This is a genomic window from Ideonella margarita (genome assembly GCF_038066635.1).
GTDB lineage: Bacteria > Pseudomonadota > Gammaproteobacteria > Burkholderiales > Burkholderiaceae_C > Ideonella > Ideonella margarita.
The window spans coordinates 486,844-499,757 of record NZ_JBBUTI010000001.1; the positions used below are offsets into that span (position 1 = coordinate 486,844).

Here is a 12,914-nt window from a genome sequence, read left to right on the forward strand (position 1 = left end):
AGGTCAGAAGGCGATGCCGACACTCAGGTGCAGTCGGGCCTTGCCCAGGTCGCGGCCCCAGGCCCAGTCGAGCTTGAGCGGGCCGACCGGGCTGCGCCAGCGCACGCCAAGGCCGTAACCCAGCGCGGGCTTCAAATCCTGAACGTCGTCGGCCGCGCGGCCGGCATCCACAAAGCCGGCCCACCACACAGACGGCAGGCTGGCCGACACCGGGCGGGCGATCTCGGCGCTGGCCGTGACCAGCAGCTTGCCGCCGGTGGTGTTGCCGTCGGCATTGATGGGGGCGAGTGTGCGCCAGCCATAGCCGCGCACCGAATCATCACCACCGGCGCGGAAGCGCTGAGAGTCCGGCACCTGCATGTCGCTGCGCATCAGCACGCCGCCCAGCTCCAGCCGGGCCTGGCTGTACCAGCTCTGGCCCAGCGGCCAGTAGCCGGTGGCGCGGCCATAGAGCCGCAGGAACGGCCCGCGGGCCGAGTCTGTTCCGCGCGCCACGCCGGCGCCCATCTGCATCGACAGGCTGTAGCCGCGCGTGGGCAGCAGGGCGTTGTCGAGATCGCGCCAGACATGGTGCTGCTGCAGCGACAGCGCGGTCACGTCGGCGCAGTCCACCAGCACGCCGCTGTCACGGCCACATTCGCGGGCGCGCTCCACTTCGGTGAAGGTCAGGCGCTCATAGGTCGGCGCTTCGCGGCTGCGGCCCAGGCGCAGGCGCTGGGACATCACCATGTCGGTGTCGGTGTAAAGCCGCTCCAGTGACACGCCCACCAGGTCGCGTTCGAACTGCGGGCTGAGGTGGCTGCTGAGCTCGCCATTCCACGCCTGCTTGTCGCGGCCCCACTCCAGCTTGTTGCGGGCGGTGAGTGCGCGGTCGAACAGGCGGCGGTGGCTGTGTTCCAGCGTGGCGCGCGGCCCGGTGTTGGTGCTGATGCCGATGGCGAAGGTGGCGGCCTGCAGCGGCGCTTCCTTCAGCCGCACCAGCACATGGGCCTGGCCGGCCTGCGCTGTGTCGGGGTCGAGCGTCACGGTGACCTGGTCGAACAGGCCGGTTTTCTGCAGCCGTTCCTGGTAGTCCAGCATCAGCGTTTCAGTGAGTGCATCGCCGGGCTGAAAACCCGCCAGCCCGCGCACTCGGTCGGCGTCGTGCACCGCCAGGCCGTCGATGTCGATCGGGCCCGCGCGGTAGAGCGGGCCGCTGTCCATCACCAGGAACAGACGGACCTGCTGGGTCTCGGGGTCGACCTGCGCGCCCGTACCCGCCCAGTTGGCGGCGGCGTAGCCGTTGGCGCGCAGCCGGCCGACCAGCGCGGTCTTGGCGTCGCCCCAGGCTGCCGCGGTGAACGGCGCGCCGGCGGGCAGGGGCCAGTCGGCCTGCGCATCGTTGCGCAGGCTGGCGGCCTGTGCATTGCTGGCGTCGGCCAGATCAGCCAGCTCGCCCTGGAATTCCAGCGTCAGACGGCCCACCCGGCTTTGCGGGCCGGGCTGCACCACCAGGGTCAGGCGGGTGGGTTGGTCGTCAGGCGCATCAATGCGGGCCTGGGCGCTGAAGTAGCCGAGCGTCTGCGCCAGCTGGCGGGCCTGGGCAGGCGCCGCAGAGATCTGGCGCGACCATTCCGCTTCACCGATGCTGCCGGCGTCGGGCAGGGCCATGGCGCGGGTGAGGTCGAGGTAGCGCTCCAGCAGGTCTTGCAGATCACCGGGTGCGTCGATCTTCAGCGTGGGCACCAGGCGGCGGTCGGTGCGGGGGGCGTCAGGCGCTGATGCCGATGAGGACGCCGCTGTTGCAGACGCCGCTGCAGACGGCGCTGCCGCCACACCGGTCGGGGCCGGGCTCACTGCCGTGTCAGGGTTGCCAGGCCCGTCCAGCCCCAGGCTTGCGCAGCCGGCAAGCATCAAACCCGCGCAGCCAGCCAGCCAGCGGCCCCACCACCGTTGGCTCATTTGCTCAGCAGGCGCATCGCACCTTCCAGCCCCTGCAGCGTCAGCGGGAACATGCGCTGCTGCATCAGTTGCTGGACGATCGAGATGCTCTGCCGGTACTGCCAGACACCCTGCGGCTCCGGGTTGATCCAGGCGTACTTCGGGAACGCGTTCGTCAGGCGCTGCAGCCATTCCGCACCGGGCTCTTCGTTGTTGTATTCAACGCTGCCGCCGGGCTGCAAGATTTCGTAGGGGCTCATGGTGGCGTCGCCGACGAAGATCAGGCGCCAATCCTTGTTGTACTTGCGGATGATGTCCCAGGTCGGGCTCTTCTCGGCGTAGCGGCGGCGGTTGTTCTTCCACATGAAGTCATAGACGCAGTTGTGGAAGTAATAGAACTCCAGGTGCTTGAACTCGCTGCTGGCCGCCGAAAACAGCTCCTCGACGCGGTGGATGTGCTCGTCCATCGTGCCGCCCACGTCCATCAGCAGCAGCACCTTCACCTTGTTGTGCCGCTCCGGCACCATCTTGATGTCTAGCAGGCCGGCATTGGCCGCCGTGGCGTGGATGGTGTCGTCCAGGTCCAGTTCGAGGTCAGAGCCTTCGCGGGCAAAGCGGCGCAGGCGGCGCAGCGCCACCTTGATATTGCGGGTGCCGAGTTCCAGCGAATCGTCGTAATCCTGGTAGGCCCGCTGCTCCCACACCTTCACCGCGCTCTTGCTGCGCCCCGGGCCGCCGATGCGGATGCCCTGCGGGTTGTAGCCGCCGTGGCCGAACGGGCTGGTGCCGCCCGTGCCGATCCACTTGTTGCCGCCCTCGTGGCGTTCCTTCTGCTCTTCGAGGCGCTTTTTCAGCGTCTCCATCAGCTCTTCCCAGCCCATCTTCTCGATGGCGGCCTTCTCCTCGGGCGAGAGCTCCTTCTCGAGGATCTTCTGCAGCCAGTCGAGCGGGATCTCCTTGCCGAAGTCCGTCAGCATCTGCACGCCCTTGAAATAGGCGCCGAATGCCCGGTCGAACTTGTCGAAATGGGCCTCGTCCTTGACCAGCGTGAGCCGGGCCAGGTAGTAGAAATCGTCGACGCTGTGGCCGATCACGCCCTTCTTCAACGCTTCCAGCAGGGTCAGGTATTCCTTGACCGAAACCGGCAACTTGGCAGCGCGCAGGGTGTAGAAGAAGTCGATCAGCATGGCGGGTGCATCCGGGGGTTCTTGCGCATTGTGCACAAAGCCTCACGGCCCGCGGTGGCGGACGGGCTTGCGGCGGGGCGGTCGGCAAGGCCCCGCTCAAGTTGTTTGAGGTGCGGCCGATGAACCAACGAGCGACATGCCTGCCTCCGGGCCGGACGTGTGCTGCCCGCTTTTGTCGCCATCCCGATGAACATACCTACCCTGCTGCTGCTCCTGCTCGTCGCCCAGCACGCGCTTTATGGCGCGGCCTGGTGGGTGGGTGCGATGGTGCTCCGGCTGCCGCGCATGGCTGCGCTGCACTGGATGGGTTATTGCCTCTTGCTGGCCTGCAGCCTGTTGCTGCACGCGCTGGATCTGGGCCTGTCGGAGGGCCTGCTGGTGGCGCTGCGCAACGCCGGCATGCTGCTGGCCTGCATGAGCGTGCGCCGCGGACTGGCCTTGTTCCTGCAGCGTGACCCGCGCGACATGGAGCAGCTGGGGGTGCTGATCGGCTATCTCCTGATCGCGGCGGCCATCGGCCCGCAGACAGACCAGCTGGTGGCACGCCATGCGCTGATGGGATGCGCACTGGCCTGGGTGCTGTGCCGCATGGGCGCCGAGCAGGTGTCGGCCCTGCGCGACGAGTTCGGCGTGCGCGCGGCCTGGGTGCTGGCCTTGCCGCCGATCGTGCTGGGCCTGGGTCTGGCCGTGCGGGGCCTGCACGGCTGGTGGTTCGATGTGCATGTGGGTTTGCGGCTGACCGACGACTCACAAGGCAACGAGATGTTGCTGCTCACCGTGCTGGCGCTCTCGACGCTGTTCCAGTTTTCGCTGCTGTACCTGGTCACCTTCCGCCTGCTGAAGAAGCTGCACCGCTTGTCGCAGCAGGATTCACTCACCGGCTTGCTGAACCGCCGTGCCTGGGACCAGGCGCTGGGCACCGAGCGGCAGCGCCTGCGTCGCCGGCCCGGGCCGCTGGCCTTGCTGGTGATCGATGTCGACCACTTCAAGCGCATCAATGACGTGTACGGCCACGCGGCCGGAGACGCCGCACTTGTTGCCGTGGGCCGCGCCCTGCAGAACGTGGCGCGTGCCACCGATGTGGTGGCCCGGCTGGGCGGGGAGGAGTTCGGTATCCTGCTGCTGGACACCGATGTACCCGGCGCCACTGCGGCGGCCGAGCGCGTGCGGCACGAGGTGTCGCAACTCCAGGTGTCGCATGGCCTGGAGATGATCAGCTTCACGGTGAGCGTGGGCGCCGCGGTGCAGCCCGCCACCGAGAGTGAATCGCTGCGGCTGGACGAGTTGCAGGCCTGCGCCGACGCCGCGCTCTACCGCGCCAAGGCCGAAGGCCGCAACCGGGTGGTCATCGAGCACTTCGGCCAGCAGCCGCGCCTGCGCATGGCCTGACGCTCAGGCCACACGCCACAGCCTCACTTGCCCGCCTTGCCCTTGCTGGTCGCCACATCGTGGCGGCGCAGCCAGGCGAAGAACTCGCCGTACCACTGCGCGCTGTTGCGCGGCTTCAGCACCCAGTGGTTTTCATCGGGGAACCACAGCAGGCGGCTGTCGATGCCGCGGGCCTTCAGCGTGTTGTAGTAGGCCAGGCCCTGGGCGTCCGGCACCCGGTAATCGAGCGCGCCGTGGATCACCAGCGTGGGCGTGTTGAAGTTGCCGGCGTAGGTGTGCGGGCTCTGGGCGGCGATGCGCGCCGGGTCTTCCCAGTACCAGGCGCCCAACTCCTTCGCATGCCAGCTCCAGGCGTCGTCGGCAAACATGGCCTGCCAGTCGTAGCAACCGGCGTGGCAGATGTAGGCGGCGTAGCGGCCGGCCGGCACGTGGCCGTTCATCCAGGCCACCATGTAGCCGCCGTAGCTGCCGCCGGTGGCAAAGATGCGGCGCTTGTCGACCCAGCGCTTCTTCAACAGCCAGTCGGTGGCGGCTTCCACGTCTTCCAGCTCCAGTTCGCCCCAGCGGTGGGTGATGCTGTCGAGGAAGGCATGGCCGAAGCTCGATGAGCCGTGGTAGTTCACGCTGGCCACCACATAGCCTTGCGCCGCGAACACCTTGTTGTTCCAGCGCCAGTGCCACACGTCGCCCGGCGCCGTGTGCGGCCCGCCGTGGATGGTGTGCAGCACCGGGTACTTCCTGCTGCGGTCGAAACCCGGCGGGTAGTGCAGCCACATCTGCACCTCGTCGCCCAGCGCGCCGGTGAACCAGACTTCCTCGGTGTCGCCCAGGTTCAGGCGGGCCAGCAGTTCTTCGTTGAAATGCTCGATGCGGGCCGCCGTGCCATCGGGTTCATGGGCACGCAGCTGCGGCGGGTGGCTGGCGCTGTCGGCCAGGGTGACGAGGGTGCCCGCCACCTTGTGAAATGCATGCAGCCAGCCGCCCTCGACGACGACCTCGGCGCGCAGGTCCGGCAGGTCAAAGCGCCACAGGTGGCGGCGGCCCTGCTGTTCGGCCGCAAACAGCACGGCCTCGCCGTCTTCTTCCCATTGCAGCGGGGCCTGCACCTCGTGGTCCCACTCGCTGCTCACCACGCTCCAGGTGCTGCCGGTGGCGTCGCCCACGGCCAGGTGGTTGGGCAGCGTGTGCTTGCGGCCCACCTCGGCCGCCAGCCAGGCCAGGCGCTTGCCGTCACCACGCCACACGGGCGCGGTGAGGTGCCAGTCGTCGGCCTTGGCCAGCAGGCTGGTGCGCCGCGTCTTCACGTCGATCACGCTGATGCGGTTGCGGCCGTCGATCGGCTGGTCAGGGTTCACATCGTGCGAAAACGCGATGCGCTTGCCGTCCGGCGAGATGTCGAAACAGGTGTTGTCAGGCTCGGTGCGCGAGAGCTGCAGCGGGCTGCCCTCGAACAGGTTGGTCAGCTCGCCGGTGTGCACATCCAGCACATGCAGGTGCACCACGCGGCCCACGGGCATGAAGTGGTCCCAGTAGCGGTAGTTGGCCTCGCTGGTGGCCACGCCGGTTTCCTTGCGCGCCTTGTGTTCGGTGTGCGCCTTGGCCTGGGCCTCGGTGCCTTTCAGGTGCGGCCAGACCCACGACAGCAGCGCCACGCGCCGGCCGTCCGGGAACCACTTGAAGGCCTCGACCCCCGTGGCCACCACGCCCGCGCGCCGCGCCTCGCCGCCGTCAGGGGCGATGAGGTAGAGCTGGGTGGTTTCGTCCTTCACGCCGCCGTCTTCGCGCTTGGCGAGGAAGGCCACCAGATCACCCCTGGGTGAAAACTGCGGCTGGCTGTCCTTGTCGCCGCAGCGGGTCAGCTGGCGCGGCTCACCGCCCAAGGTTGACAACAACCACAGCGCGCTGCGGCTCTTGTTGTCTGCCATTGACGGGGTGCTGACGCTGCACACGGCCTGCGCGCCGTCGGGCGACAGGTTCGCCGCGCCCACGCGCTGCATCTGCCACAGCAGGTCCACGTCCAGGGTGTCTGCAGGCGCCGCCTTGGGCGCTGACTTGTTCGGTTTTTGCGCCATGGGGGCCTCTCAGGAAATCTTGGGTGCGTCAGTGAGCCATCAACGCGGGCGGTTCAGGTGCCACAGCAACTGGGCCTTCACCTCCGGCCATTCACCAGCCCGCAGGCTGTACATGACCGTGTCGCGCACGGTGCCGTCGCGGCGCAGCGCGTGGTGGCGCAGCACGCCGTCACGGTGTGCGCCCAGGCGCTCGATGGCGCGCTGCGAGGCATGGTTGAAGTTGTCGGTGCGCCAGCCCACCAGCTTGGCGCCGAGCGTCTCGAACGCGTGCTCCAGGAGCAGCAGTTTGGCGGTGGTGTTCACGGCGGTGCGCTGCACGCGGCGGGCGTACCAGGTCCAGCCGATCTCCAGCCGGTCAATGGCGGGCACGATGTCGTGGTAACTCGTGCTGCCCAGCACCTCGCCTGTCTGGGCGTCGAGCACCACGAAAGGCAGCCGGTGGCCCGCCGCCTGGCCGGCCAGGGCCAGCTCGATGTAGGCTGCCGTGGCGTGCGGCTCGGGCACCGAGGTGACCCGGATGTTCCACAACTCGCCGTCGGCGGCTGCCGCCTTCAGGCCGGCTTCGTGTGAGGCCTGCATCGGTACCAGGCGGATCGGCCCTCGTGCCAGCTCGACGGGAGTGACGGTGATCATCGCGGGTTCAGCGGTGGTTGCGCTGCATGAACACCAGCTTCTCGAACAGGGTCACGTCCTGCTCGTTCTTCAGCAGGGCGCCCACCAGCGGCGGCAGGCTGACCTTGTCGTCGGTGCTGCGCAGGGCCTCGGCCGGAATGTCTTCGGCCACCAGCAGCTTGAGCCAGTCGATCAGCTCGGAGGTGGACGGCTTCTTCTTCAGGCCCGGCAGGCCACGCACGTCATAGAAGCTCTTCATCGCCGCAGCCAGCAACTCCTGCTTCAGGCCGGGGAAGTGCACGTCGATGATCTGCCGCATGGTGTCGGCTTCGGGGAACTTGATGTAGTGGAAGAAGCAGCGGCGCAGGAAGGCGTCGGGCAGTTCCTTCTCGTTGTTCGAGGTGATGAACACCAGCGGACGGTGCTTGGCGCGGATGGTCTGCCGGGTTTCATAGCAGTGAAACTCCATCCGGTCGATTTCGCGCAGCAAATCGTTCGGGAACTCGATGTCGGCCTTGTCGATCTCGTCGATCAGCAGCGCCACCGGCGTCTCCGACTCGAAGGCCTGCCACAGCACGCCCTTGACGATGTAGTTGCGGATGTCGCGCACCTTGGCCGATTCTTCCGCGCCGCTCAGCTGGCTGTCGCGCAGGCGGCTCACTGCGTCGTATTCATACAGCCCCTGGTGGGCCTTGGTGGTGCTCTTGATGTGCCATTCGAGCAGCGGCAGGCCCAGCGCCCGGGACGCTTCCTCGGCCAGCATGGTCTTGCCGGTGCCGGGCTCGCCCTTGACCAGCAGCGGCCGTTGCAGCGTGATGGCGGCGTTGACGGCCAGCATCAGATCCTGGGTCGCGACGTAGTTGTCAGTACCGTTGAATTTCATAGGGCTATCGTTGATGCTCAGGGGGTTCGGGTCAGTATAAGCTCGCCCCTATAATCATTGACAAATCGCAATTGCCGTCGGGTTTGATACCGCCGCGCGCCTGCATTACCCCCTCAAAACCGTCCCACTGACGAAGACAACAGCGATGAAAAAAGCGACCTCCCTGCTGCTGGCCCTGGCTGCCATGTTCACCTTGTCCACCGCACGTGCCGATGAGGTCAAGGGCGATGCACAGGCTGGCGCCAAAAAGAACGCCATGTGCATCGGCTGCCACAGCATCCCGGGCTACCAGGCCAGCTTTCCGCAGGTCTACAAGGTGCCGATGATCTCGGGCCAGAACGCCAAGTACATCGCCTCGGCCCTCGACGCCTACCGCAAGGGCGACCGCAAGCACCCGACGATGAAGGGCATCGCCGCTTCGCTGACCGACCAGGACATCGCTGACCTGGCAGCCTATTACGGCGCCCACGGCGCGGTGGCCAGCGCTGCTGCACCGGCCGCTGCCGAACTGCCTGCCTCGCTGAAGGACAAGCTGACGGCCTGCACCGCCTGCCACGGCGTGAACTTCAACAACACCACCGACCCGGCCAACCCGCGTCTGGCCGGCCAGCACGCCGACTACCTCTACGTGGCCCTGAAGGCCTACCAGACCAACACCCCGTCGGTCGGTCGCTCCAACGCCACCATGGTGGGCATGGCCAAGCCGCTGTCTGACGGCGAGATCAAGCAGATCGCTGCCTTCCTGAGCGGCCTGCCGACCGAACTCAAGACCATTCCGCAGTCGAAGTTCCGTTGAATTTCGAATGCCCCTGACAGGCGCCCTCGGGTGCCTGCACCGCCAAAGCCGCTGCCTTGTCAGCGGCTTTTTTCATGGTTTCCCGGCAGGGTCGGTCGCTCAAGACAGGCCCGCACTCGCCGATAAACCAGGGAACCCGACGGAGGCGGCGACGGCCGGCGCCCTGCAATGCTCAAAAAGATTCCCGTAGATCAAGTCCGACTGGGCATGCACCTGCATGCCCTGGAAGGGGCGTGGATCGACCACCCCTTCTGGAAGTCGAAGTTCGTGATCCGCGATCGTGAAGACCTGGCCAAGCTCCATGCCAGTGGTCTGTCTGGCGTCTGGATCGATGTGACCAAAGGCCTGGATGTGGCCGAGGTGAAGGAGGCGCTGCCGACGCTGCGCCGCGGCGTGGCTGCGTCCGATGGCGACGTGGTCGTGGTCGCTGACCCGGTGCAAGCCGCGGCAGCCGCGTGCCCGTCCGTCGTGCCCTTGCCAGCTGCTTCGAAGCCGGTGCGGGCGCCGTCCCGCATGTCGGCCACCGCCACGTCGGTGCCTGTGGCGGCCGTGCCTCCGCCCGCGCCCACCCGGTCCCTGCAGGACGAGCTCAGCCAGGCCGCGGCCGTGTGCAAGCAGGGCCGCTCCAAGGTGGTCTCGATGTTTGCCGAGGCCCGCATGGGCAAGGCCGTGGATGCCGAGCAGTGCCTGCCGCTGGTCGAGGAGATTTCGGATTCGGTGTTTCGCAATCCGGGCGCGCTGGTCAGCCTGGCGCGGCTGAAGACCCAGGACGACTACAGCTACATGCACTCCGTGGCGGTGTGCGCGCTGATGGTCTCGCTCGGCCGTGAGCTGGGCCTGAGCAGTGAAGAGTGCAGGGAGGCGGGCATGGCCGGCCTGCTGCACGACCTGGGCAAGGCCGCCATGCCGCTGGATGTGCTGAACAAGCCGGGCAAGCTCACCGACGATGAGTTCGCCATCATGAAGACCCACCCGGAGCGCGGCCACGAAATGCTGCAGGAGGGCACGGCGGTCACCGAGGCGGCGCTGGAGGTGTGCCTGCACCACCATGAAAAGATGGACGGCTCGGGCTACCCGCACCGCCAGTCGGCCGACCAGATCAGCCTGCTCGCCCGCATGGGGGCCGTGTGCGATGTGTATGACGCCATCACCTCCAACCGCCCGTACAAGGCGGGCTGGGACCCGGCCGAGTCGATTGCGCGCATGGCGTCGTGGAACGGCCATTTCGATCCGGCGATCTTCAAGTCCTTCGTGAAGAGCCTGGGCATCTACCCCACCGGTTCGCTGGTGCGGCTGCAATCGGGCAAGCTGGCGGTGGTGGTAGAGCAGAACCCGCAGAGCCTGGTGGCGCCGCTCGTCAAGGCGTTCTTCTCGACCAAGTCGCAGATGCCACTGCCGCCGCAGCTGATGGACCTGTCGCGCACGGCGGACAAGATCATCGGCCGTGAGAACCCCGAGACCTGGGGCTTCAAGCACCTCGATGAGCTGTGGGCCGGCGACGCCGCACCTGCCCGCCGCTGAACGACCTCCTCAAGGCGTTGGCGGCCGCCAGCGCTTGAGCCACAGGGCGTTGCCCACCACGCACACGCTGGACAAGGCCATGGCGCCACCGGCCACCATCGGGCTGAGCAAGCCGAAGGCGGCCAGGGGCAGCCCGACCACGTTGTAGGCGAAGGCCCAGAACAGGTTGGTGCGGATCTTCCGGCCCGTTGCCCGTGCCAGCGACAGTGCCTCCACCACGCTCCACGGATCACCGCGCAGCAGTGTCATGCCGGCGGTGTGCATCGCGATGTCGGTGCCGCCATCGGCATGGGCCATGGCCAGGCCCACATCGGCTGCGGCCAGCGCGGGCGCGTCGTTGATGCCGTCGCCCACCATCAGCACGGCGCTGCCGGGCGGCAGGCCGACCTTGAGTTGCTCCACCAGCGCGGCCTTGGCGTCGGGGCGAACCTCGGCATGCACCTCGGTGATGCCCACGAGACTGGCCAGGTGGCCGGCGGCGCCCGGGTTGTCGCCGCTGATCAGCACGCAGCGCAGACCGTCCTTGCCAAGGGCGGCCACCGTGGCCGCGGCGTTGGCCCGCGGGCTGTCACCAAAGGCCAGGCAACCCAGCAACTGCGGCTGACCCGGCGTGCCCGGAGCGGGCAGGGCGGCCAGCCAGGAGACGGTCAAACCCTGCTGCGCATGGGCTTGCGCCACCTCGTTCAGCGGGCTGCGGTCCACCGCCAGCTCGTCCATCCAGCGGGCACTGCCCAGCGCAGCCCAGCCGCCGGCATGCTCGGCGGTGCCTCCGATCAGGCCGGTGATGCCGCGGCCGGGCACGGCCTGCAGTTGGGTTGCCAGCGGTGCGGCGGGGGTGGTCGGAGGGTTTGCTGTTGTGGCTGCGGTTGCGGCTGCTGTTGCGGCATTCAACACCGCCCGTGCCAGCGGGTGCTCGCTGCCCGCCTGCAGCGCGGCCGACCAGGCCAGCACCGCGTGCGTGCTCAGGCCTTCTGCCGCGTTGATGTGCAGCAGCTGCGGCTTGCCTTCGGTCAGCGTGCCGGTCTTGTCGAAGGCCACCACGCGGGCGTCGCGCAGGCGCTCCAGCGCGCTGGCATCACGCACCAGAATGCCCCGGCGGGCGGCCAGACCACTGGCCACCATCAGGGTGGCGGGGGTGGCCAGGCCCAGCGCGCACGGGCAGGCAATCACCAGCACACTCACGGCGTGGATCAGCGCCGTGGCCAAGCCCGCACCGTGCCACCACCAGCCGCCCAGCGTGGCCAGCGCCAGCACCAGCACCGCCGGCACGAACACCGCCGCGACCTTGTCCACCTGCTGCTGGATCGGCGCCTTGGCGCCCTGGGCCGACGCCACCAGCCGCACGATGCGCGCGATCTGCGATTCAGCGCCCAGCGCCGTCACCTGCACGGTCAGCAGGCCTTCGGCATTCACCGAACCACCGATCACCGCATTACCGGGTTCGCGCACCACCGGCAGGCTCTCGCCCGTCACCAGTGATTCATCGACATGGCTGCGGCCCTCCGTCACGAGGCCGTCCACGGGCAGCCGCTCGCCCGGCTTCACGCGCACCAGGTCGTTCAATGACAGGCTCGATACCGGCACGCGGCTTTCCTGCCCGTCGCGCCACAGCGTGGCATCGGCCGGTCGCAGGGCCTGCAGCGCCTGCAGCGCAGCGAGCGTCTGCCGCTTGGCGCGGGCCTCCAGCCACTTGCCGAATCGCACCAGCGTGACGACCACGGCGGCGCTCTCGAAATACAGGTGCGGCATGCCGTGGGGCTCCCGGGCCCACAGGGCCACCGACAGGCCCCAGGCCGCGCCGGTGCCGATGGCCACCAGCACATCCATGTTGGCGCTGCCCGCGCGCACGGCCTTGAAACCGGCCACGAAGAAGCGCCCGCCAAACGCCAGCAGCACCACCGTGGCCAGCAGGCACTGCCACAGGGCCGGCAGCATCCAGTGCCGGCCGATCAGGTCACCCACCATGGGCAGCACCAGCGGGGCGCTCAAGGCGGCGGCCAGCGCCACCTGCGCGCCTTCCGAGGGCGGCCAGACGGAGGATGTGGCCGCCTCACCACCGACCAGGTCTTGTGCATTGGCGGGCTGCGCGTCGTAGCCCGCCTTGTGCACGGCGGCCAGCAACTGCGATGGCAGGTCGGTGAGCACCACATGCCGCACCGTGGCCAGGTGGGTGGCCAGGTTGACGGACGCTTCCACCACGCCCTCGACCTTGCGCAGCGCGCGTTCCACCCGGCCGCTGCAGCTGGCGCAGGTCATGCCCTGCACATTGAGCAGGGTCGTGGCCTGCGGCACGCTGTAGCCGGCTTTGTCGACGGCGGCCATCAGGGTGCCCAGGGTCAAGCCGTCGGCGGCGTCCACACGCACGGTTTCAGCCGCCAGGTTGACCTGGGCCTGGGCCACGCCGGGCACCTTGAGCAGGGCGCGCTCAACCCGGCCAGCACAGCTGGCGCAGGTCATTCCGCCAATGGGGAGAAGGATCATGGGCTCACTGTACCGGGCTGCTCCATGATCTGGCGCAGGTCTCGCCGGGCAAC

General features: G+C 68.1%; 9 protein-coding genes. 3 read left to right on the forward strand and 6 right to left on the reverse strand.

What is annotated here, in order from left to right; translation table 11 throughout:
* Window positions 1-3: 3 nt before the first annotated feature.
* Window positions 4-1,941 (reverse strand): autotransporter assembly complex protein TamA, encoded by a 1,938-nt coding sequence (locus tag AACH00_RS02305; RefSeq protein WP_341397321.1) that lies wholly within the window; start codon window positions 1,939-1,941, stop codon window positions 4-6.
* Window positions 1,938-3,107 carry a vWA domain-containing protein gene (locus AACH00_RS02310; protein WP_341397322.1) on the reverse strand — a complete coding sequence of 390 codons (1,170 nt, stop codon included), beginning with the start codon at window positions 3,105-3,107 and terminating at the stop codon, window positions 1,938-1,940. Before AACH00_RS02310 ends, AACH00_RS02305 begins: the two co-directional genes overlap by 4 nt.
* 186 nt (window positions 3,108-3,293) lie before the next feature.
* Here AACH00_RS02310 and AACH00_RS02315 point away from each other — a divergent pair, with 186 nt between their 5' ends.
* Window positions 3,294-4,496 (forward strand): GGDEF domain-containing protein, encoded by a 1,203-nt coding sequence (locus tag AACH00_RS02315; RefSeq protein ID WP_341397323.1) that lies wholly within the window; start codon window positions 3,294-3,296, stop codon window positions 4,494-4,496.
* Between the two features lie 23 nt (window positions 4,497-4,519).
* Here AACH00_RS02315 and AACH00_RS02320 read toward each other — a convergent pair whose 3' ends face one another.
* From AACH00_RS02320 to AACH00_RS02330, 3 genes are read right to left on the reverse strand one after another with little or no spacing between them, the layout of a single operon-like run.
* Window positions 4,520-6,568 (reverse strand): S9 family peptidase, encoded by a 2,049-nt coding sequence (locus tag AACH00_RS02320; protein WP_341397324.1) that lies wholly within the window; start codon window positions 6,566-6,568, stop codon window positions 4,520-4,522.
* 39 nt (window positions 6,569-6,607) lie between these two features.
* Window positions 6,608-7,201 (reverse strand): GNAT family N-acetyltransferase, encoded by a 594-nt coding sequence (locus AACH00_RS02325; protein WP_341397325.1) that lies wholly within the window; start codon window positions 7,199-7,201, stop codon window positions 6,608-6,610.
* A 7-nt stretch (window positions 7,202-7,208) separates the two neighbouring features.
* Window positions 7,209-8,063, reverse strand: coding sequence for an AAA family ATPase (locus AACH00_RS02330; RefSeq protein WP_341397326.1), 855 nt, complete (start codon window positions 8,061-8,063; stop codon window positions 7,209-7,211).
* A 145-nt stretch (window positions 8,064-8,208) separates the two neighbouring features.
* On the opposite strand from AACH00_RS02330, the gene AACH00_RS02335 reads away from it, so the two are divergent.
* Window positions 8,209-8,859: a c-type cytochrome gene (locus AACH00_RS02335; protein ID WP_341397327.1), complete on the forward strand. Its 651-nt coding sequence runs from the start codon at window positions 8,209-8,211 to the stop codon at window positions 8,857-8,859.
* A 168-nt stretch (window positions 8,860-9,027) separates the two neighbouring features.
* Window positions 9,028-10,380, forward strand: coding sequence for a cyclic di-GMP phosphodiesterase (locus AACH00_RS02340; protein WP_341397328.1), 1,353 nt, complete (start codon window positions 9,028-9,030; stop codon window positions 10,378-10,380).
* Window positions 10,381-10,389: 9 nt separating this feature from the next.
* Here the strand turns inward: AACH00_RS02340 and AACH00_RS02345 are convergent, their stop codons facing one another.
* Window positions 10,390-12,861 carry a heavy metal translocating P-type ATPase gene (locus tag AACH00_RS02345; RefSeq protein WP_341397329.1) on the reverse strand — a complete coding sequence of 824 codons (2,472 nt, stop codon included), beginning with the start codon at window positions 12,859-12,861 and terminating at the stop codon, window positions 10,390-10,392.
* Window positions 12,862-12,914: the final 53 nt, after the last annotated feature.

What these genes read in the sequence shown, in the direction of transcription:
- AACH00_RS02305 (WP_341397321.1), bottom strand. Translation starts at nt 1,941, where the DNA reads ATGAGCCAACGGTGGTGGGGCCGCTGGCTGGCTGGCTGCGCGGGTTTG.
- AACH00_RS02310 (WP_341397322.1), bottom strand. Translation starts at nt 3,107, where the DNA reads ATGCTGATCGACTTCTTCTACACCCTGCGCGCTGCCAAGTTGCCGGTT.
- AACH00_RS02315 (WP_341397323.1), top strand. Translation starts at nt 3,294, where the DNA reads ATGAACATACCTACCCTGCTGCTGCTCCTGCTCGTCGCCCAGCACGCG.
- AACH00_RS02320 (WP_341397324.1), bottom strand. Translation starts at nt 6,568, where the DNA reads ATGGCGCAAAAACCGAACAAGTCAGCGCCCAAGGCGGCGCCTGCAGAC.
- AACH00_RS02325 (WP_341397325.1), bottom strand. Translation starts at nt 7,201, where the DNA reads ATGATCACCGTCACTCCCGTCGAGCTGGCACGAGGGCCGATCCGCCTG.
- AACH00_RS02330 (WP_341397326.1), bottom strand. Translation starts at nt 8,063, where the DNA reads ATGAAATTCAACGGTACTGACAACTACGTCGCGACCCAGGATCTGATG.
- AACH00_RS02335 (WP_341397327.1), top strand. Translation starts at nt 8,209, where the DNA reads ATGAAAAAAGCGACCTCCCTGCTGCTGGCCCTGGCTGCCATGTTCACC.
- AACH00_RS02340 (WP_341397328.1), top strand. Translation starts at nt 9,028, where the DNA reads ATGCTCAAAAAGATTCCCGTAGATCAAGTCCGACTGGGCATGCACCTG.
- AACH00_RS02345 (WP_341397329.1), bottom strand. Translation starts at nt 12,861, where the DNA reads ATGATCCTTCTCCCCATTGGCGGAATGACCTGCGCCAGCTGTGCTGGC.